Origin of the sequence: Pseudomonas sp. P5_109 (assembly GCF_034009455.1) — a bacterium.
Classification (GTDB): Bacteria; Pseudomonadota; Gammaproteobacteria; order Pseudomonadales; family Pseudomonadaceae; genus Aquipseudomonas.
On record NZ_CP125380.1, the window covers coordinates 2,036,475 to 2,055,308 of the forward strand.

Below are 18,834 nucleotides of genomic sequence, written 5' to 3' on the forward strand. Positions count from 1 at the left end.
AGAACATTCACCACAGGGTTTCACCCGAGCAACTCACTCATGGCGATAATCTGCTCCGCCACTTGAATCAGCTTCTGTTGCCGGCTCATTGCCTGGCGGCGCATCAGGGTGTAGGCCTCTTCCTCGTTGCAGTCCTTCATTTTCATCAGCAGCCCCTTGGCCAGCTCGATGCGCTTGCGCTCGGCCAATTGCTGGTCGCGGGCATGCAGTTGGGCACGCAAGGCCTGGTCGCTCTCGAAGCGTGCCATGGCCACATCGAGAATCGGCTGCAGGCGTTGTGCGTGAATGCCTTCGACGATGTAGGCACTGACCCCGGACTTGATCGCCTGGCGCATCACATCGGGGTCATGTTCGTCGGTAAACATCACAATCGGTCGTGGTTGGTCGCGTGTCACCAGCACCACTTGCTCCATGACATCGCGCCCCGGTGACTCGGTATCGATCAGAATCACATCCGGACGCACCGTTTCGACGCGTTCGGGCAGGTCGATGGTCAAGCCGGACTCATCGATCACTTCGAATCCGGCCTCGGTCAGGGCGGCCTTCAGGCGCCCGACTTTTTTCGCGGTGTCGTTGATCAGCAGGATTCGCAACATGTTCGTCGTCTCCTGTCAGCGGCTGGCGGATCGGTGCGAGCTGTCGCTCATGGCGTGCAGTTTGAAGCTGCGGGCATAACCGGCCGGGTCCGAGCCGTCCCAGATTTTGCCGTCGATCAACTGGCTGCTGCGCATTTCTTCCGCTGACGAAGTGACACCGACGGCGCTGGCCGCCTCACGGTAGAGGTCCAGTTGCTGCACCTGTCGGGCCACCGCGAGGTAGTCAGGGTCCTCGCGCAACAGGCCCCAACGGCGGAACTGGGTCATGAACCACATGCCGTCGGACAGGTACGGCAGGTTGACCTCGCCATTCCCGTGCAAGCGCAGCGCGTGCGGGTCTTGCCAGCGATGGCCAAGGCCGTCGGCGTATTCGCCCAGCAGGCGCGGTTCGATGCAGTCCAGTGGCGCGTCAAGGTACTGCACGGCACTGAGCAATTGTGCGGTGCTGCGGCGGTTCTCGGTGCTTTCTTCGATGAAGCGGCTGGCCTCCAGAATCGCCATCACCAATGCCCGGGCGGTATTGGGGTATTGCTCGACGAACGCGCGGGTGCAGCCGAGGACCTTTTCCGGATGATCGGGCCAGAGGGTCTGGGTCGTCGCCAGGGTAAAACCCAGCTCCTGCTGCACCGCGCTGGCGGACCAGGGTTCGCCGACGCAGAACCCGTCGATACGCCCGGCCCGCAGGTGCGCAACCATTTGCGGTGGCGGCACCACCACGCTGTCGACATCCAGCAGCGGGTGAATGCCCTGGGCGGCGAGCCAGTAATACAGCCACATGGCGTGGGTGCCGGTAGGAAAAGTCTGAGCGAAGGTGAGTTTTGGGCGAGTTTGGTGCACGTGCCGATCCAGTGCCTCAGGACTGGTCACCCCCAGTGCTTGCAAGCCACGGGACAGGTTGATGCTCTGGCCGTTCTGATTCAGGCCCATCAACACGGCCATGTCGGTCGCGGCGACGCCACCGATGCCCAGGTGAACCGCGTAAATCAGGCCATAGAGGCTGTGGGCGGCATCGAGTTCGCCGCTGACCAGATTGTCCCGCAGATTGGCCCAGGACGATTGACGCTTGAGGTTCAGGGTCAGGCCATAGGGTTGGGCGAAGCCCTGGGTGGCGGCGACCACTACCGAGGCGCAGTCGCTCAAGGCCATGAAACCCAGATTGATTTCGGTTTTTTCCGGGGCATCGCTGCCATTGACCCAGGCCAGAGGGCCGATAGACGGTTCGTTCATCGATTTCACACCTTGCAAAAAAAGCGTCGTTCCAGATCCTGCACGCGCAAGGCCGGGTAACGACGCCATTGTCCTGGCACGCATTCCGCCGTTGGTTTGCGTGCTGATACGTGAACGGCTGCAAGGCATATGCCAGCCCGGATTTCATCATATTTGCATCAGGATTCGACACGCCCCGTCCTACATCCTGCCGGCCCACATCGTCAGGCCGCAAAGGAGGTTGGCGTGCCCATCGAATCACTACACGCCACACGTTCCACTCATACCCGCTCTTGCGAGCAGATGCTGCATCTGCGTGTCGACCAATCCGCCGTTTGTCTGGCCCCGGCGCGGTGCGTCTCGGCCTGCTGCCTGCCGATGGGCTGGGAAGGGCTGATTGCAGTGACCAGCGGATTTGAGGTCAACGGCAGTATGCCGACCCTGCCAATTGCCCAGGCACCGTTGGTGAAACTGCAGGTGTTCATCGATCTTGGTCATGCGCCGATCACCCGGCGAGGCCGTCAGGTGCCTTGGGCGGCATTGCCAGTGCCTTTTCTACAGGTTCAGTCGGAACAGGCGCTAGAGCGCTGGTACCTCGAACAGGCGATGGCTGGCGGTGCGGCCTATCAGGCCTTTGCCAGTGTGTTGCGACAGACTGAAAGTTACGGGCTTGTGCGTTTTCTACTGGAGCAGGGCACCCACAGCGAAAAACTGACCCATCTGGCGCAGCGTTATGGGGTGTCGGTGTCGCATTTTCGTCGATTGTGCCGGCAGGCGCTCGGTACGGCGGCCAAGCCTGCGTTGCGCGGTTGGCGGACGGCCCAGGCGCTTTTGAACATGAGTCTGCAGGACTGTTCCCTGACGGATCTGGCGCTGGAGTTCGGTTTTGCCTCCTCTTCGCATTTCTCCAAGGAAGTTCGCGAACTGGTGGGTTTCACCCCCAGCAGCCTGGCCGACATTACCTACCTTCCAGGCAAGTGAACCGATGAATCGCGCTATTCAATCCTTGTATGTCTTGCCCTTTTGGCTCGCGGCCATGTTGCTGCTGGTACCCTGTACTGTGCGGGCGAATGCCGACGAATACGTGGCTCGCGAACAGAGTGTGCGCACGTTTTTTTCCGAGTTGTCCGGGCCGTTGGGCAAGCCGGTGATCATCAGCAAGGCCGCTTCGGCCAAGCGGATCTCCGGCAGCTTTGATCTGCGCTCGCCACAACGGACCTTCGAGCGGGTCAGCGCACAGATGGGTTTGATCTGGTACAGCGATGGCCAGGCGATCTATCTGTATGACGCGGCGGAAGTGAAAAGCGCGATGCTTTCGCTGCAGATCCTGACCGTGGCCAGGCTTCAGGCGTTTCTCGAACGGTCCGGGCTGCTCGATAGCCGTTATCCATTGCGCCATGACGGCTTGCGTACATTCCATGTGTCGGGGCCGCCGATGTATGTCGATCTGGTGGTGCAAGCGGCCGGTCTGATGGATAACCAGCGCTCGGAACTGTTGCTGGGCAGGCAGCAGATCGGCGTTATCCAGGTGCGCAACACCTTTGTCAGCGACCGTAAATACGAGTTGCGCGATGACAAGGTGACCATCCCCGGGCTGGCAACCGTGATCGAGGATCTGTTGCGCGGCGAGAAGCGCGAGGTCGAGCCGACCGTGGCGCAAGCCCCGACACAGCGAGCGCAGGGGGCGATGCCGGCGTTTCCCCTGGAAGGCCTGGCGAGCACATCCCCCGATCAGGACCCGACCGCGCCGCGGATCATTGCCCGGGAGATGGCCGCCGGAAACATTCGCGTGGTGGCCTATCCGGACACCAACAGCCTGTTGGTCAAGGGTTTGCCGGAGCAGGTGCGCTTTATCGAGAATCTCGTGAGTGCACTGGACACGCCGAAACGACACGTGGAGTTGTCGTTGTGGATCATTGATTTGCACAAGGATGAACTCAATCAGCTGGGCATCAACTGGCAGGGTGCGTTGAAGTCCAGTGGGACATTCACCGTATCGCTCAACGCTGGCTCGGCGACCACCCTCGATGGCGTTTCGTTCGTTGCCCAGGTCATGGCCCTGGAGCGCACCAACCGGGCGAATGTGGTCTCGCGTCCGGTGATCCTGACACAAGAGAACGTGCCGGCGATCTTCGACAATAACCGCACCTTTTATGCCCCGCTGGTGGGTGAGCGCAGTGTCGATCTGCAGCACGTGACCTATGGCACGCTCGTCAGCGTCCTGCCTCGTTTCGCCCAGTCGGACGAAATTGAAATGTCACTCAATATCGAAGACGGCAACGAAGTAGAAAACCTTGACCGGGACAAGCAACCTGGCAGTTTGCCGACGGTCGGGCGCACACGGATCAGTACGGTGGCGCGGGTGCCCCAGGGCAAGAGCCTGTTGGTCGGCGGTTTCACCCGCGATGACCACAGCGAGCAAGTCGGACGGATTCCGCTGCTGGGTTCGATTCCGTGGATCGGCCGATTGTTCAGCTATCGGCAGAACCGCTCGGCCAATACGGTGCGGGTGTTCCTGATTCAGCCCAAGGAAATTCTCGACGTCCTTGAACCCGCCACGGTGGAGCCGGATGCACGATTGCTGAGTCCGCAGCAGCATGAACGGGTGCGTCGATCCTTTTTCCGGGCGGCAGAAAAATGATCCTGCCACCGATTTCCACGGGTGGGCGAGCGGCCCAGGCACGCTTGAATGCCGAGAAGGCCGCCCAGCATCCGCAACCGCAGGTCGAGGCAGAGCTTGATCTTGACGACGGCACAACGGTCGACGTGGCGCGGCGCTTTGTGCAGATCAGCGATGAAATGTCCGCAGCCTTGACCCAGTTCCGTGGCCGGCGGCAGTTCGAACTCAAGTCCGATGCATTGACTGACTCCTTCGAAAGAGTCCTGGAGGACGATACCGTGCCCAAGGCGCGGCAGGTGTTGAGCCTGGCGCGGCTGGCGGACAAGTCCACCAGCTGGTTGCTGCAGATGGTACGTAGCCTGTTTCCCGACGATAGCGACCTGGCATTGGTGCTGCGCGAACTGCTGCGTCGGAAAAAACTCGAGGCGCGGACTCGTCAGCGGCTTGAAATGTTGTTGCAGACGGTGGTTGCCCAAGGCTCCCCCAAGCGCATGAGTGCCGGGATCAATTCCGCCCTCAAGGCCAGAATGTCCGGTACGAGCATGGCGGTGCGCGCAGGCTTGTTGCGCGAGACCTACCGGGATTTCATCGAGTCCGACAGCGGGCCGGTCAGTTGTTATCAGGACTGGATCGCGTTGTACGGTCCGGCGCAACGCAGCGCTGTGCTGGCCTTCATTGAAGCGGCATTGCTTACCGACATCAGCGCCCAGGATCCCAGTTGTTCGCACGTGGAGTTCGGTCAACTGCTGGCCCGGGTGAACGACCTCAAGCGCCTGCGTTCAGCCGACGACCTGTTTATCCGTGGCCTACTCGGGGATGCACTGATCTGCCGGCACAACCCCGATGAGCCCGACTGGCTGGTGTTCCTGTTCGGAGTGCTGACCTACCCCGATGATCTCGACCAGCTGTTGCTAGGCGTCCTGGGTGAGCGCGTGCTGTTGAGTGCGCACCATGAGCGTTCGACGGTGCTGCACAAGGTGCGCCGGCTCAGCCTGCAATTACCGGCACCGCTGTTTGTCGATGAACAGGCGCCGCTGCGCCTGGCAGAGCAGTTCACGCGCCTGGCTGATATTGCCTATGCCCTCGAATGTATTGAGCGGCGTCGTCCCGGCGGCTGCTCATGACTTTTTCCCGGAACTGACCCGCCATGCTCAATGTGTTTTTGCGCAACGTCAGCGCTCGCCCGGAGCTGCTGATCCTGTCGCTGATGGTGATGATCATCGCCATGCTGATCATTCCGCTACCGACGGCGCTGGTGGATTTTCTCATCGGCCTGAACATCGTGATTTCGCTGCTGGTGTTCCTGGGGTCGTTCTACATCGAGCGCATCCTCAGTTTCTCGACCTTTCCGGCGTTGCTGCTGTTGACCACCCTGTTTCGCCTGGCGCTGTCGATCAGCACCAGCCGGCTGATCCTCAGCCAGGCTGATGCGGGGGAGATCATCGCCTCCTTCGGTGAGTTCGTGATCGGTGAAAGCCTGGTGGTAGGCTTCGTGATCTTTTCCATTGTCACGATTGTCCAGTTCATCGTGATCACCAAGGGCTCGGAGCGGGTGGCCGAAGTTGCGGCGCGCTTCTCGCTGGACGGCATGCCCGGCAAGCAGATGAGCATCGACGGCGACCTCAAGGCTGGCGCCATGACGGCCGAGGAAGCCAAGGAAAAGCGCAGCGTGCTGGAGCGCGAAAGCCAGTTGTACGGCTCGTTCGACGGCGCGATGAAGTTCATCAAGGGCGACGCCATCGCCGGCATCATCATTATCTTCGTCAACTTCATCGGCGGCATGGCCATTGGCGTCGGGCAGATGGGCATGGACCTGTCCACAGCGTTGTCGACCTACACCCTACTGACCATTGGCGATGGTCTGGTGGCGCAGATTCCGGCGTTGCTGATCGCCATCGGCGCCGGCTTCATCGTCACCCGCGTCAACGGCGATGATGCCAACCTGGGGCGCAACATGCTCGCCCAGATGCTGGGTAATCCGTTCGTGCTGGGGGTGACGGCGCTGCTGGCGGTGGGCGTCGGCCTGTTACCCGGTTTTCCGCTGCTGACCTTCCTGCCCATCGCCGCGGCCCTGGCACTGCTGCTGTTCGTACGCCGACGCCAGGCCTCCAGGGCCGAGGGCCAGGGTGACAGCCGGCCATCGGCGACGCAGGGTGAGGCGTTGCAGACCGGCTCGGGCCTGCTCGAGGACATCGATAATATCGCCACCGAAACCATCCCGCTGATGTTGTTGGTGCCCACCGCGCGCCTCGACGAGTTGACCAGGGCCCGTTGGGCGGCGCGTTTTCGCAGCCAGTTTTTCGTTGATTACGGGCTGCGCATTCCCGAGCCGCAATTGCGCGCCAGCGAAGCCTTGCCGGCGCATCAAGTGGCAGTGCTGATCAACGAAGTGCGTGCCGAGCAATTCGATATCCATTTCGATCACTGGCGGTTGCTCGACTACTCGCCGGAACTGGAAGCCATGGGCTTTGCCCTGGTGCGCGGCAGTGACAGCAATCGCCTGGGCGGGGTGTGGGTCAACGCCACCGACCAGGAACGGGTGCAGCAATTGGGCTATCACCTGCGCCCGGCGGACGAGGAATGCTACCGCTGCCTGGTCACCTTGCTGGCGCGCAACATCCAGGAGTTTTTCGGCGTGCAGGAAACCAAGCAACTGCTCGACGAAATGGAAACCCGCTGCCCTGATCTGCTCAAGGAAGTCTATCGCCACGTCACCGTGCAGAAGATCACCGAAGTGCTGCAGCGCCTGATCGGCGAGCGCATTTCCGTGCGCAACATGAAGCTCATTCTTGAGTCCCTGGCCCATTGGGCGTCCCGGGAAAAAGATGCGCTGGCGCTGGTCGAGCACGTTCGTGGCTCGCTGGCCCGCTACATCAGCAACAAGTTTGCCCAGGGTAATGACTTGCGGGTGTTGCTGTTGTCGGCCGAGTTCGAAGAGGTGGTGCGGCGCGGGATTCGGCAAACCTCGGCGGGCAGTTTCATCAACCTCGAGCCGGCCGAATCCGAAGAGCTGATGGATCGCCTGAGCGTCGCCCTGGACAGTGTGCACATTGCTCAAAAGGACATGGTGCTGCTGTGTTCGGTCGATGTCCGGCGCTACATCAAGAAACTTATCGAGGGACGCTGTCGCGAGCTGGACGTGATGTCGTTCGGCGAAGTCTGCGAGACCGTCTCCGTCAATGTGATCAAAACCCTGTAAGGAAACCCCGTAAATGATGTCTATGGATTTAGCCGATTTGTTGCGCGAAGCACTACGTCATAGTGGCTGCAAGGACAGCCAGATAGGGCATTTTGACAGTCACAGCACGATTGAAATGCAGATGAAGAACCTGCCCGATATCAACGTGGCGATGGTCGATGGCGATGTCTGGGTCTGGTCGACGGTCGCAGAAGCGAACCCGAGTGCAATGAACCAATGTGCCTTCGACTTGATGCAGTTCTTGCTTGAGGGCAATCCTTTTTCCCGCACCGGGCAATTGCACCTGTGCGTCGTTCAGGAACGGCTCGAACTGCGGTTGATGGCCAATGCCCATGCCCTCGGTGATGCTGAACACTTCGCGCAAGCCCTGGATGCTTTTGTGCAGGCGACCGAAACGCTGTGCGAACTTTTACGTCGATGAACACCCGGCTGGAAAGGCATGCGGCCCATCCCTTGCGCTTGAGCGGTCCCTTGATCGAAGCCGCTTTGGGCGATGTGGTAGTGGGCGAGGTCTGTGAAGTACGGCGGCATTGGCGCCAGCCTCAGGTCGTGGCCCGGGCGCAGGTCATCGGCTTCAAACCCGACGCTGTTCTGCTCAGCCTGCTCGGTGATGCGAAAGGCTTGTCCAGGGAATCGATGATTGTGCCCACGGGTTCGACCCTGCAACTGGCCTGCAGTGACGCCTTGCTCGGCAGCGTGGTCGACCCCCAGGGCACGATCGTCGAGCGTCTGGCGCCATCGACGGCGGTTGCTCTGCGGGACTATCCGGTGGATGCCGACCCGCCGTCGTACCAGCAGCGGCGCCCGGTGGCGGAGCCGCTGCACACGGGTATTCGAGTGATCGATGGTCTGTTGACCTGTGGTGTCGGTCAACGCATCGGCATTTTCGCCGCCGCAGGCTCCGGCAAAACCACCCTGATCAATATGCTGATCAATCACACTGATGCGGATGTTTTTGTCATCGGCCTGATCGGCGAGCGCGGCCGCGAAGTGACCGAATTCATCGAGCATCTGCGTCAGTCTGAAATACGCTCACGCTGCGTGGTGGTGTACGCCACGTCGGATTTTTCCTCGGTGGACCGCTGTAACTCGGCGCTCCAGGCCACCGCCATCGCCGAGTATTTCCGTGACCAAGGCCAGCGTGTGGTGCTGTTGCTGGACTCATTGACGCGCTATGCCAGGGCCCGTCGCGACCTGGCCCTGGCTGCGGGTGAAGCACCGGCGCGACGGGGCTATCCGGCCTCGGTGTTCGATGCCTTGCCGCGCCTGCTGGAACGACCGGGTGTGACCGCTTCCGGCAGCATTACCGCCTGGTACACGGTGCTGCTGGAAAGTGACGACGAGCCGGACCCGATCGCCGAGGAGATTCGTTCGATTCTCGACGGACACATCTACCTCAGTCGAACCTTGGCGGCCAAGGGGCACTACCCGGCAATCGATGTGTTGCGCAGCGTCAGTCGCGTGGCGACGCAAGTCACCCCGCCGCAGGTGCAGCAACTGGCAGCGGCGACCCGGGATACGCTGACGCGGCTTGAGCAGCTGCAGGTTTTTCTCGACATGGGCGAGTACAGCCCAGGCGCGGACCCCGCCAATGACCAGGCGCTGCAACGCCGCGCGGCCCTCCACCAGTGGTTGCGCCAGCCCACGGACGAATGCTGTGAACCGGACGAGGCCCTGGGCCAATTACAGGGGCTCATGGCATGAATCCATTAGCCGATCGTCTTCGCCTGTTGGCGCTCAGCCAGTTCCGTCGGCAACGCGCTGAACTCTTGATAGCGCGTACCCGGCAACAACTGCAGCCGCTGGTGCAGGAGCGGGCTGCTTTCGACGGACAAGAAGCGGCGCTACACAGTTTGTTGGCCAGCCATCGCGCCAATGACTGTGTGCTCGATCACGGGCAACTGTTGGCGCTGTTGCGAAGGCAAGCGGTCATTCGGCGGCAGATCAATCTGTTGCGCCTCGAGCGTGACCGGGTCGATCAGCAGTGCCGGGAGATTGAGCAAGTGTTGCTGGAACAGCGCGAGCAACTGCGGCTCGCGCAGCGCAAGCACGACAAGTACGAAGGGACTGTTCAGCAGCTGTTACGCAGGCAACGGCTGGAGCAGGTGCGCCGGGATGAAAGAGAAGTCGAAGAAATGAACGGAGTTTCGCGATGAGCAATGCATCTGTAATTTCACCCTTGCCGGTTCAACCCTTGGACGCCGTCACCGAACAGCCGATGGATGAGTTGCACGACAGGCTGGTGCCAGTGCAGGAGGATGATCTGCCACAAGGTGTTCTGGAGCTGATGGCGCCGTTGATCCTGCGGCATCGGCCCCTGATGGACACGGGTCGCGCAATCACTTTGCAGGCGATGGTCACGCTCCCGGAAAAGCTCGCTGCTGAACTCGACGAAGTACGGCCGCTCACACCGGTGTCTCATCCACAAGCGCAGCCGCTGTTGAGTAAACCTGTGCAGCCTCGGTTGTTGTCACCCCTGGCTGACGTTGCGCCTGTTGTCGACAGAATTGTCGCGTCGGCACCGGTAAACCTGGCGACTCCGACCATTGTTGGATCAAGGCCAATCCAGCCCCTATCGACTCCGACCATTGTTGAGTCAGGGCCGATCCAACCCCCATCAAACATCGTCGAGCCGCTCCCGGTCGATCGTGCCGCCAGTCCAGGTGCACCGCCGATACCTGAGTTCGAAGGGCAAAGGCCCGAAGCCTTATCGAGCCTCCTGACCGCGCGCCATGTGCCGACAGTTGCATCACCCGCGGTCTCGGCGCCCGTGAAGCCGCCATCGCCGCATGCCCTCGACCCGATCATCGAAACCTTGTCGATTGCCGACCGTGGTTTGCTGCAGGTTCCGTTCAATAAAGGCACCGTCAGCGGGCAAGTGACGATCAGCCGCGTGGCCGATGAGCCCACCCGCAACCTGCAACTGAGCCCGAGCAATGCCCAGGTTTTCGAACAACTCAAGGTGTCGCTGGAACACGTCCGCGAACCCGCTTGGCGCCTGACCGATAGCGACGGCGAACAGCAGCGCCAGGGCTCGCGGCAGCCGCCGGACGACGAGCAGACCGAAGACGGGCAGGGCGCATGAGTGCACTGAGGTTGCGCCGGATCAACGCCCAGGCGCATGCCGCCGCGCAAGCGATACGACGCTGGCGGAGCGCGGATATCGACGCCGGTTCAAGCCATCCGCCAAGGCAATCGGGCTACCTGTGTTTTCGCGCATCTGGCAAGGACGGGGAATGGCAGGGTTTGATCGATGCCCACGACTGGTTGCATCGATCACTCCCGGGTTTGCGGGCGTTACTGACGGTCGAGTGTTCGCTGATGAACATCGCCGAGCTGTTCCGCGCGGTGCCGCAACCCTTGCTGCTGGAGGTAGACGACTTGCACTACCAGCAAATTTCCGACGTCGATGGGGTCCTTCCCGGGCAATTGCCGCCGCAAGAACTGCCTTGGCTCGACACGTCTCGTGGGCGCCTGTGGCTGACCCGATTGCCACCGGCACCGACCGCCAGCCAGCCCCTGGCCGCCGACTCATGGCTGAGCGATTTGCCGCTACACCTGGAGCTGATGCTGGGGTCGAGTCACCTCAGGCATGGGGTACGGCTGAAGGCGGGCGATGTCCTGCGAATCATTCAGCGTTCGCAACGATGCTGCCTGGGGCATCAATGCCTCGGCGTTTTCACCTTTACTGAACAGGGGATACACATGCAATCGACCGTGACCGACGTCGAAGGCTCGACGGATTCCGATGCCGATTTTGACCTCGACGCTCTGCCGGTGCGCCTGCAATTCGTGCTCGCGACCCAGGAAATCGACCTGGCCACGCTGTCGCGGATCGTCGGGGGACAACTGATCCCGCTGGCGGACGATGCAGCGCGTCACATCGAAGTACGCGCCAATGGCAAGCCGGTGGCCCGTGGCGAACTGGTGCAACTGGAAGAGCAGTTGGGTGTGGAGTTGCTCGAGGTCTATCGCGACGGCTCACCGGACGGAATGCCGCGATGAATGATGTCTCGCTGATCGCGTTACTGGCGTTCGCTTCACTGCTGCCGTTTCTGGTGGCGGCCGGCACCTGCTACATAAAGTTTTCCATTGTCTTTGTCATCGTGCGTAACGCCTTGGGCTTGCAGCAGGTGCCCTCGAACATGGCCCTCAATGCGATTGCCTTGATGCTGGCGATTTTCGTGATGACACCGGTGATGAAACAAGGCTATGGCTATTACAAGGAAGAGCAGGTGGCCTTTACCGACATCGAGTCAGTCGTGAATTTCGCCGAGAACGGCTTGGGCGGATACAAGGATTACCTGCGCAAATACACCGACCCGGAACTGGCGCTGTTCTTCGAGCGGGCGCAGGCGGTGCAGAGTGAGTCCGACAGCGGTCTGCCCGCCGATGAAGAACTCACGCCGTCGCTGTTTTCCCTGCTGCCGGCCTACGCTTTGAGTGAAATCAAAAGCGCCTTCAAGATCGGCTTCTACCTGTATTTGCCGTTCGTCATCGTCGATCTGGTGATCTCAAGCATCCTGCTGGCGCTGGGCATGATGATGATGAGCCCGGTGATCATTTCGGTACCGATCAAGTTGGTGTTGTTTGTTGCACTGGACGGCTGGGCGCTGCTGTCCACCGGGCTGGTCAAGCAATACCTGACCTTGCTGGCATAGGCGCGGGCTCATGAACGACCTGGTCTATGCCGGCAATAAAACCCTGTACCTGATCCTGTTGATGGTGGCCTGGCCGATCATTGTCGCCACGGTGGTCGGCCTGGTGGTCGGTTTGATCCAGACCGTGACCCAATTACAGGAGCAGACACTGCCGTTCGGTTTCAAGCTGTTGGCTGTCGCCGCGTGCCTGTTCCTGCTTTCGGGCTGGTATGGCGAAACCTTGCTCGATTTCAGTCGGGAAGTCATCCGTCTGGCATTGGCTTAGCGCGATGTCGGTGATGCTGTTTTTCGACCTTTACACTGGGTTCGCCGCCGCCATCCTGGGGTTTGCACGCCTCGCGCCGATTTTTTTCATGATGCCGTTTCTCAACAGTGGCGTGCTCACGGGCGTGCCACGCCAGACTGTCATTGTGTTGGTGGCGTTGGGTTTCTGGACTTATGTCGGCGTGCCGCTGCCTGACCTCGACGGGTTGGCGTTCTTTGGACTGGTGTTGCGTGAAGCCGGTATTGGCGTGCTGCTGGGATGCCTGCTGTGCTGGCCGTTCTGGGTATTGCACGCCATGGGTAACCTGATCGACAACCAGCGCGGGGCAATGCTCAGCAGCACCGTGGACCCGGCGAACGGCGTCGATACGTCGGAGCTGGCGAATTTCCTCCAGTTGTTCGCCGCGGTGGTTTATCTCGAAGGCGGCGGCATGTTGCTGATGCTCGAAACCGTTGGCCACAGCTACCGTATTTGCGCGCCGGCCAGTGGTTGCGAAATGTACCTGCCATCAGTCCTGAGCCTGCTCGATGCTCTAGTGAGCAAGACACTGGTGATCAGCGCGCCGGTGGTGGCCACGCTGTTGATCAGCGAAGCGCTGCTTGGCCTGCTCTCGCGGTACGCGCCGCAAATGAATGCATTCTCGGTGTCGCTGACGGTCAAGAGCCTGGTGGCGTTGGTGGTACTGATGCTGTATTTCGGCGTGCACCTGCCGGATGAAGTGCTGCGCATGGGCATGAAATCCCATGGGCTGGAGCGCTATCTGGGCAACGACGGGGAGGCCGCCGATGTCGTCCAGCGCCTCGAAAACTGAGAAACCCACCGCCAAGCGACTGCGCGATGCGTCACGCAAAGGGCAGACGTTCAAGGCCAAGGATCTGGTGGTCACCTGCCTGACCCTCTGCGGCATCACTTACATGGTGTTCAACAGCTCATTGTTCGAGGTCATGGAGGTCTATCGACGCATCATTGCCAGTGACTTTGACATGGACATGCAAGCGTACTCGGCGATGCTGGTGCTGGTCGGGCTCAAGGCGTTGCTGCCTTTGCTGCTGGTGTGCGTGTTGAGCAGCGCATTGCCTGCGCTGTTGCAAAGCGGCTTTGCGCTGGCCAGCGAGGCCTTGAAGCTCAATCTCGGTGCGCTGAACCCGATCAATGGCTTCAAAAAACTGTTCAGCCTGCGCACCGTCAAGGACACGGTCAAGGCGTTGCTGTACCTGGGCAGCTTTGCCATGGCGCTATGGATCGTCTGGGTCACGCAGCGGCAACTGTTGTTTGCCCAACTGTTCACCCAGGCACCGGAGCTGTTCGCGATCTGGGGGCATTTGTTGCTGGTGCTGGTGTTGGCGTTCCTGGGATGCGTGCTGCTGATCGTCGTGCTGGATGCGTTGAGTGAGTACTTTTTGTTCATGAAAGATCAAATGATGGACAAGGACGCAGTCAAGCGCGAACACAAGGAGCAGGATGGCAATCCGGAAATCAAGGGCCGTCGTCGCGACCTGCACAGGGAACTCCTGTCCGAGCAGGTCAAATCCGATGTGCGCAGCTCGCGGATGATCATCGCCAACCCGACGCACATTGCCATCGGTGTGTACTTCCGCCCGGAAATTACTGTGCTGCCGTTCATCTCCCTGATGGAAACCAACCAACGCGCCCTGGCCGTTCGCGCCTATGCCAGGGAAGTCGGGGTGCCGGTGATCAATGACATCGCATTGGCCCGGCGGATATTCAAAACCCACCAGCGCTACAGCTTCCTTCAAGTACAGGAAATTGAGGAAGTCCTGCGTCTGTTGATCTGGCTCGAACAGGTCGAGCAGGCCTGATTTCCCCTTTTTTCTTTTTCCTCCAAACGTTGGCATGAGCGCAATTTGGCAGCGTGTTCACCAGTGCTTTGGCTCAATGCAGTCGTCAGCAGCGCTGACGTTATTCAGGAGTGTGGCTGATGAGTCGCGACAAACAACAAGATGAACAACTGGCCCTCGAAGTCGTGGATGCAGTGCTCGGTGGCGTGGCGTTGAAAGACGTACAAGGCATCAGTGACGAGCACATGGGCAGTCTCTATGCCTTCGCGTTCCAGTTTTACGAGCAGGGGCGGCTGGACGATGCCGAAAAGTTCTTCCACTTCCTGTGCATCTACGACTTGAACAACAGCCATTACTGGATGGGGTTGGCCGCCGTACACCAACTCAAGCAGAACCACCAGAAAGCGATCGACCTGTATGCGATCGCCTTCGCCCAAGGCAAGAACGATTACCGGCCCATGTTGTACACCGGCCAGTGCCACCTGGCGCTGGGCAAGATCGGCAAGGCCAGGTTGTGTTTCGAATATGTGCTTGAACAAGCCACGGAAGACGATCTGCACAAGCAGGCTCAGGTGTATCTCGACACCTTGAGTCACATTGAGCAGCACTGCGAGAAAAGTGTTTTTTAATCTGGTGTGGAGAGATGAATGTGAATGTAGACTATTCTTTGACTTCTCAACAATTTGTGCCTTGTACTGATATAGTCGGTAATGCTAAAGCGTTTTCAGAGCTTTATTTAAAGAGTGATTTTAAAAATATCCCCTCTGAAATTCATATGGTTTGGGTAGGTTCTCAACCTGGCAGACAGCAACAGGAGTATCTACGGCAGTGGGCGGAAAAAAATCCTGGGAGTACTGTTAACCTATGGGTCGACTCTTTGCAGTTTGATGCTTTTTCGACTCACAAGGCTATAAGGGGAAAAATCGGGGGGTTGTTTTCTGATCCCCGGCAGTATCAGGCAGAAAAGCTGTTTCGTGGACTGTTCAGTCAACTCAATAGCACATTGGGTAAGCCGGTGACATTTCAAAATGAATCGGCGAAAAGACAAGCGCTTAAAGATATAAATATTGAACTGTCTGCCAAGTGCAATGAGCCGTTCAGGCAGAAGCTACTGTCAAATAAAAATGAAGTCACCGCTATCAATGCAAGTGAGGTGTTGGAGTCGTTTCGCAGACTTACACAAGATAATGATGAAAAGTTTCTGCTTGCAGATCGCCTGGTTCTTGATCAAACAATAAGGTCTTGGGACTGCTTGGCTGGAACTAAGTCGCGTGACATTTCTTCGCTAAATAAATTACAAGATTTGTTTTCTGACGCTAAAAATATTCGTATTCGTGATTTGAGCAATCCCAGTGATATTCAGTTACAGAACAGAAGTGCCTACAATCATGAGGTTGTTGGTCGTAATGGTGCTTACCCAGCCGCTTCAGATATCGCACGCTATGAAATTTTGTACAACTATGGTGGGGTTTATGTTGATATCGATCTAGAGTGTTTGCAATCACTTGCCGGCTCTTTGGAATCTCATCCCGGCCTCATGTTGGTTGGATTAAGGGTAAATAAGAAAGATGCAGATGGTAATGTCATGCCTTATTTTTCCAATGCATTACTGGCTAGTCATGCTAAAAGTGAAATGCTGGCGGAATTTATTCAAAAAATTGGTGAAAAATATCAATGCCTAAAGGGTAACGAATTTGATGGTGGCCGTTACTTTAGCCGACCTAACAGAAGCACTATTGATCTGACCGGCCCGAATGCATTACGTCATCATGTCGATACTTTTGTGCATCAGGCGCAAGAACAGGCGGACTTGGTGCGTAATGATGCTTTTTCATTGGCGGAAGCTATTTGGGGAAAAGCAGATCCCGAAAATAAAGTATTTTGGGAGGCGGTGGAGTCGCATATGACGTTGCCTGAGGGTTATGTGAATTTCGAGACGGAAGAGCAACAATTTAGTGCAACTTATGCCATGGCAAACTCCAATGGATAGAAGGTAATGCCTTTGCGCTATAAATATGTTAGTCAGATTTTTATATTCTGAATTGAGTTGTTAAGTGCGATTTGGGTTTAAGGTGAAAGGAATTATCTTTCCAGTTAAGACCAAGACCTGAGATCTGTGCTGGGCGTCGAGCGCTGGCATGAGCGCAATTTGGCAGCGTGCTCACCAGCGCTTTGGCTCAATGCAGTCGTCAGCAGCGCTGACGTTATTCAGGAGTGTGGCTGATGAGTCGCGACAAACAACAAGATGAACAACTGGCCCTCGAAGTCGTGGATGCAGTGCTCGGTGGCGTGGCGTTGAAAGACGTACAAGGCATCAGTGACGAGCACATGGGCAGTCTCTATGCCTTCGCGTTCCAGTTTTACGAGCAGGGGCGGCTGGACGATGCCGAAAAGTTCTTCCACTTCCTGTGCATCTACGACTTGAACAACAGCCATTACTGGATGGGGTTGGCCGCCGTACACCAACTCAAGCAGAACCACCAGAAAGCGATCGACCTGTATGCGATCGCCTTCGCCCAAGGCAAGAACGATTACCGGCCCATGTTGTACACCGGCCAGTGCCACCTGGCGCTGGGCAAAATCGGCAAGGCCAGGTTGTGTTTCGAATATGTGCTTGAACAAGCCACGGAAGACGATCTGCACAAGCAGGCTCAGGTGTATCTCGACACCTTGAGTCACATTGAAAAGGATTGTTCGGAGACAGAACATGAGTGAAATCAGAAGCACCTTCAACCCGATATTTTCGGGCTCGACAGGTCGAGACGAGGCCTTTGAGAAATATGGCAAGGCGGCCAGCCAGGCCGCCAGGACGGCTGACTTTCAAAAGGCCGGCCAAGAGGCATTGGCGCGCCTGACGTCGGTGAGCTACGAAAGTCAATCCGGCCCATCCGTCGCCAGTGCTGGCAGGCCCGTGCTGCATGCGCCACCACCGCGCGCGGACGGCAACAAACAGGAAACCAATGGTGACCTGTTCACCCTGTTGATGGCGATGATCAGCGAGATGCTCGGCGAGGTCGACGTCAACAAACTGAAAAATCGCCTGGCGATGCTGCAAAGCATGGCCGGTGCCAGGCAGCAGGGGCATGAAAAACTGGCGGCTGATTACGCCGCAGCCGTCGAGGCGCTGGAGGTTGCCGAGGGCGAGATCGGGAGCAGCCAGGAGCACCTCGATCAGTTGCAGGAACGGGTTCGGCATGTCCAGGGATTGCTGGATGAGAGTGAAGCACGGCTGGCGGGGCTGGATCCGGAGTCACCAGAGTATGCGAGTGAGCTGGCGCTACGCGACAAACTCAAAGGTGAGCTGGCGGGCCATACCCAGACACTGCAAAAGGCGACCGACGCCCACCTGAAACTGATCGAGCTCGCCAACGCCTGCGCCAAAACGCTGGCCGCGGTGGCCGTGAAAGTACAGGAAGCCGGGCTCGGTGGACCCTCGGTGAAGGAGTCCAACGAAAAGGCGCTGAGCAGCAGCGCACTGGCATTGCTGAACCGCTTGAAGATCATTGAATTGCTGGGTGATGCCGCGCAGAACAAGGAAGAGATCAATCAAGAGCTGTTCCTGGAGCTGCAAGCCAAGCTTCAGGAGCACATGAAGCTCGAGTCGGAAAAGTATCTGGAAGAAGTCCGCAAGGCCGAGGCGTTGCAGAAAACCATGGGTTGCATTGGCAAAATCGTCGGTGCGATCTTGACCGTCGCGACCATCGTCGCCGGCGTGTTGACCGCCAACCCGGTGCTGATCGCGGTGGGTGTGATTGGTGCGGCGATCATGATTTCCGACGCCGCGGTTGAGGCGGCGACCGGTATGTCGTTCATGGCCGAAGCCATGAAGCCACTGACCACTGTGATGCAGGAAGCGATCAAGCTGTTCACCGAGCTCTATACAAAATTGCTGGTGGCATTTGGTGTCGACCCTGAGACCGCCAAAGACATCGCGCAAATCGTCGGCATGATCCAGGGGATCGCGGCAACGCTGGCTGCCGTTGCGTTGGTGGCCGTGGTCGGGGCACAGGTGATCGGGCCCATGATCGGCGCCATCGCGTCGAAACTGGCCTCGGCAATCAGTGGTGTCGCGCCTGCCGCGATGCAGGTGTTCAAGCAGGCGGCCTCATCGGCTGGTAACTCACTGACCCAGATGCTGACCCAGTTGCGCGGCTTCATCACCAATGGCGCCGATGCCGTGTCCCTGGCTCGTTACGGAGCCAATCTGCAGATTGCGCAGGCCGTCACTGAGTTCGGCAATGTGGCCGTGCAGGGCGGTTTGCAGATCGCCAGCGGCGATCACCAGGCCCAGGCCGCCGTGCACCTGGCTGACGTGCGGGTACGTATGGCAATCAGCGAAGAGATCACCGCCTACCTCACCCGCCTGGTGGAAGACTACGGCCAGGCGATGCAGGTCCGTACCCGACAAATCGAACAGGTGTTTGCCGACATGCAACGCAGTCATTCCGTCAGCCTGCAAATGTCCCGGCACGTTTGAGCCCATTGATA

At 58.7% G+C, this 18,834-nt stretch carries 19 protein-coding genes; 17 read left to right on the forward strand and 2 right to left on the reverse strand.

The annotated features are described in order from the left end of the window. Positions 1 to 20 precede the first annotated feature (20 nt). Together QMK54_RS09200 and QMK54_RS09205 are read right to left on the reverse strand one after the other, a co-directional pair. On the reverse strand, positions 21 to 596 hold the full coding sequence (locus QMK54_RS09200) for an ANTAR domain-containing response regulator (protein ID WP_008048624.1): 576 nt from the start codon (positions 594 to 596) through the stop codon (positions 21 to 23). A 15-nt stretch (positions 597 to 611) separates the two neighbouring features. Then, positions 612 to 1,823: a CmpA/NrtA family ABC transporter substrate-binding protein gene (locus QMK54_RS09205; RefSeq protein ID WP_320402380.1), complete on the reverse strand. Its 1,212-nt coding sequence runs from the start codon at positions 1,821 to 1,823 to the stop codon at positions 612 to 614. A gap of 225 nt (positions 1,824 to 2,048) precedes the next feature. On the opposite strand from QMK54_RS09205, the gene QMK54_RS09210 reads away from it, so the two are divergent. From QMK54_RS09210 to sctE, 17 genes are all read left to right on the forward strand, one after another. Continuing rightward, positions 2,049 to 2,783, forward strand: a complete 735-nt coding sequence (locus QMK54_RS09210; protein WP_223588238.1) for a helix-turn-helix domain-containing protein — start codon at positions 2,049 to 2,051, stop codon at positions 2,781 to 2,783. A 4-nt stretch (positions 2,784 to 2,787) separates the two neighbouring features. Beyond that, positions 2,788 to 4,443 (forward strand): type III secretion system outer membrane ring subunit SctC, encoded by a 1,656-nt coding sequence (gene sctC / locus QMK54_RS09215; RefSeq protein ID WP_320402381.1) that lies wholly within the window; start codon positions 2,788 to 2,790, stop codon positions 4,441 to 4,443. Next, positions 4,440 to 5,546, forward strand: a complete 1,107-nt coding sequence (gene sctW / locus QMK54_RS09220; protein WP_110660177.1) for a type III secretion system gatekeeper subunit SctW — start codon at positions 4,440 to 4,442, stop codon at positions 5,544 to 5,546. The genes sctC and sctW overlap by 4 nt, the downstream gene beginning before the upstream one ends. 23 nt (positions 5,547 to 5,569) lie before the next feature. Continuing rightward, positions 5,570 to 7,621, forward strand: a complete 2,052-nt coding sequence (locus QMK54_RS09225) for an EscV/YscV/HrcV family type III secretion system export apparatus protein (protein ID WP_110660176.1) — start codon at positions 5,570 to 5,572, stop codon at positions 7,619 to 7,621. Between the two features lie 13 nt (positions 7,622 to 7,634). Further along, the gene (locus QMK54_RS09230) at positions 7,635 to 8,042 is read left to right on the forward strand and encodes a CesT family type III secretion system chaperone (protein ID WP_110660175.1); all 408 of its coding nucleotides are present in this window, start codon (positions 7,635 to 7,637) and stop codon (positions 8,040 to 8,042) included. Then, positions 8,039 to 9,325 carry a type III secretion system ATPase SctN gene (sctN, locus tag QMK54_RS09235; RefSeq protein WP_320402900.1) on the forward strand — a complete coding sequence of 429 codons (1,287 nt, stop codon included), beginning with the start codon at positions 8,039 to 8,041 and terminating at the stop codon, positions 9,323 to 9,325. The genes QMK54_RS09230 and sctN overlap by 4 nt, the downstream gene beginning before the upstream one ends. Next, a complete protein-coding gene (locus tag QMK54_RS09240; RefSeq protein WP_320402382.1) occupies positions 9,322 to 9,777 on the forward strand; it encodes a type III secretion protein in 456 nt (151 codons plus the stop codon). The genes sctN and QMK54_RS09240 overlap by 4 nt, the downstream gene beginning before the upstream one ends. Next, complete coding sequence (locus QMK54_RS09245) at positions 9,774 to 10,706, forward strand: invasion protein (RefSeq protein ID WP_320402383.1); 933 nt, start codon at positions 9,774 to 9,776, stop codon at positions 10,704 to 10,706. The genes QMK54_RS09240 and QMK54_RS09245 overlap by 4 nt, the downstream gene beginning before the upstream one ends. Beyond that, positions 10,703 to 11,626, forward strand: a complete 924-nt coding sequence (locus QMK54_RS09250; protein ID WP_223588250.1) for a FliM/FliN family flagellar motor switch protein — start codon at positions 10,703 to 10,705, stop codon at positions 11,624 to 11,626. Before QMK54_RS09245 ends, QMK54_RS09250 begins: the two co-directional genes overlap by 4 nt. Further along, a complete protein-coding gene (locus tag QMK54_RS09255; RefSeq protein WP_320402384.1) occupies positions 11,623 to 12,282 on the forward strand; it encodes an EscR/YscR/HrcR family type III secretion system export apparatus protein in 660 nt (219 codons plus the stop codon). Before QMK54_RS09250 ends, QMK54_RS09255 begins: the two co-directional genes overlap by 4 nt. Before the next feature lie 10 nt (positions 12,283 to 12,292). Then, a complete protein-coding gene (locus tag QMK54_RS09260; RefSeq protein ID WP_007993424.1) occupies positions 12,293 to 12,547 on the forward strand; it encodes an EscS/YscS/HrcS family type III secretion system export apparatus protein in 255 nt (84 codons plus the stop codon). Positions 12,548 to 12,551: 4 nt separating this feature from the next. Next, a complete protein-coding gene (gene sctT / locus QMK54_RS09265; RefSeq protein ID WP_223588254.1) occupies positions 12,552 to 13,358 on the forward strand; it encodes a type III secretion system export apparatus subunit SctT in 807 nt (268 codons plus the stop codon). Then, a complete protein-coding gene (locus QMK54_RS09270; protein WP_110659787.1) occupies positions 13,333 to 14,367 on the forward strand; it encodes an EscU/YscU/HrcU family type III secretion system export apparatus switch protein in 1,035 nt (344 codons plus the stop codon). Before sctT ends, QMK54_RS09270 begins: the two co-directional genes overlap by 26 nt. A 119-nt stretch (positions 14,368 to 14,486) precedes the next feature. Further along, positions 14,487 to 14,975: a type III secretion system translocator chaperone SicA gene (gene sicA / locus QMK54_RS09275; protein WP_223588256.1), complete on the forward strand. Its 489-nt coding sequence runs from the start codon at positions 14,487 to 14,489 to the stop codon at positions 14,973 to 14,975. A 20-nt stretch (positions 14,976 to 14,995) separates the two neighbouring features. Beyond that, positions 14,996 to 16,336 (forward strand): TcdA/TcdB catalytic glycosyltransferase domain-containing protein, encoded by a 1,341-nt coding sequence (locus tag QMK54_RS09280; protein WP_320402385.1) that lies wholly within the window; start codon positions 14,996 to 14,998, stop codon positions 16,334 to 16,336. A gap of 233 nt (positions 16,337 to 16,569) precedes the next feature. After that, the gene (gene sicA, locus QMK54_RS09285; RefSeq protein WP_110659786.1) at positions 16,570 to 17,061 is read left to right on the forward strand and encodes a type III secretion system translocator chaperone SicA; all 492 of its coding nucleotides are present in this window, start codon (positions 16,570 to 16,572) and stop codon (positions 17,059 to 17,061) included. Then, positions 17,054 to 18,823 (forward strand): type III secretion system translocon subunit SctE, encoded by a 1,770-nt coding sequence (gene sctE / locus QMK54_RS09290; protein ID WP_320402386.1) that lies wholly within the window; start codon positions 17,054 to 17,056, stop codon positions 18,821 to 18,823. Before sicA (QMK54_RS09285) ends, sctE begins: the two co-directional genes overlap by 8 nt. The last annotated feature ends 11 nt before the right edge of the window (positions 18,824 to 18,834 follow it).

Bases quoted from the DNA above. Each gene is read 5' to 3' on its own strand.
- QMK54_RS09200 (WP_008048624.1), bottom strand. From the start codon at position 596: ATGTTGCGAATCCTGCTGATCAACGACACCGCGAAAAAAGTCGGGCGC.
- QMK54_RS09205 (WP_320402380.1), bottom strand. From the start codon at position 1,823: ATGAACGAACCGTCTATCGGCCCTCTGGCCTGGGTCAATGGCAGCGAT.
- sctC (WP_320402381.1), top strand. From the start codon at position 2,788: ATGAATCGCGCTATTCAATCCTTGTATGTCTTGCCCTTTTGGCTCGCG.
- sctW (WP_110660177.1), top strand. From the start codon at position 4,440: ATGATCCTGCCACCGATTTCCACGGGTGGGCGAGCGGCCCAGGCACGC.
- QMK54_RS09225 (WP_110660176.1), top strand. From the start codon at position 5,570: ATGCTCAATGTGTTTTTGCGCAACGTCAGCGCTCGCCCGGAGCTGCTG.
- QMK54_RS09230 (WP_110660175.1), top strand. From the start codon at position 7,635: ATGATGTCTATGGATTTAGCCGATTTGTTGCGCGAAGCACTACGTCAT.
- sctN (WP_320402900.1), top strand. From the start codon at position 8,039: ATGAACACCCGGCTGGAAAGGCATGCGGCCCATCCCTTGCGCTTGAGC.
- QMK54_RS09240 (WP_320402382.1), top strand. From the start codon at position 9,322: ATGAATCCATTAGCCGATCGTCTTCGCCTGTTGGCGCTCAGCCAGTTC.
- QMK54_RS09245 (WP_320402383.1), top strand. From the start codon at position 9,774: ATGAGCAATGCATCTGTAATTTCACCCTTGCCGGTTCAACCCTTGGAC.
- QMK54_RS09250 (WP_223588250.1), top strand. From the start codon at position 10,703: ATGAGTGCACTGAGGTTGCGCCGGATCAACGCCCAGGCGCATGCCGCC.
- QMK54_RS09255 (WP_320402384.1), top strand. From the start codon at position 11,623: ATGAATGATGTCTCGCTGATCGCGTTACTGGCGTTCGCTTCACTGCTG.
- QMK54_RS09260 (WP_007993424.1), top strand. From the start codon at position 12,293: ATGAACGACCTGGTCTATGCCGGCAATAAAACCCTGTACCTGATCCTG.
- sctT (WP_223588254.1), top strand. From the start codon at position 12,552: ATGTCGGTGATGCTGTTTTTCGACCTTTACACTGGGTTCGCCGCCGCC.
- QMK54_RS09270 (WP_110659787.1), top strand. From the start codon at position 13,333: ATGTCGTCCAGCGCCTCGAAAACTGAGAAACCCACCGCCAAGCGACTG.
- sicA (WP_223588256.1), top strand. From the start codon at position 14,487: ATGAGTCGCGACAAACAACAAGATGAACAACTGGCCCTCGAAGTCGTG.
- sicA (WP_110659786.1), top strand. From the start codon at position 16,570: ATGAGTCGCGACAAACAACAAGATGAACAACTGGCCCTCGAAGTCGTG.
- sctE (WP_320402386.1), top strand. From the start codon at position 17,054: ATGAGTGAAATCAGAAGCACCTTCAACCCGATATTTTCGGGCTCGACA.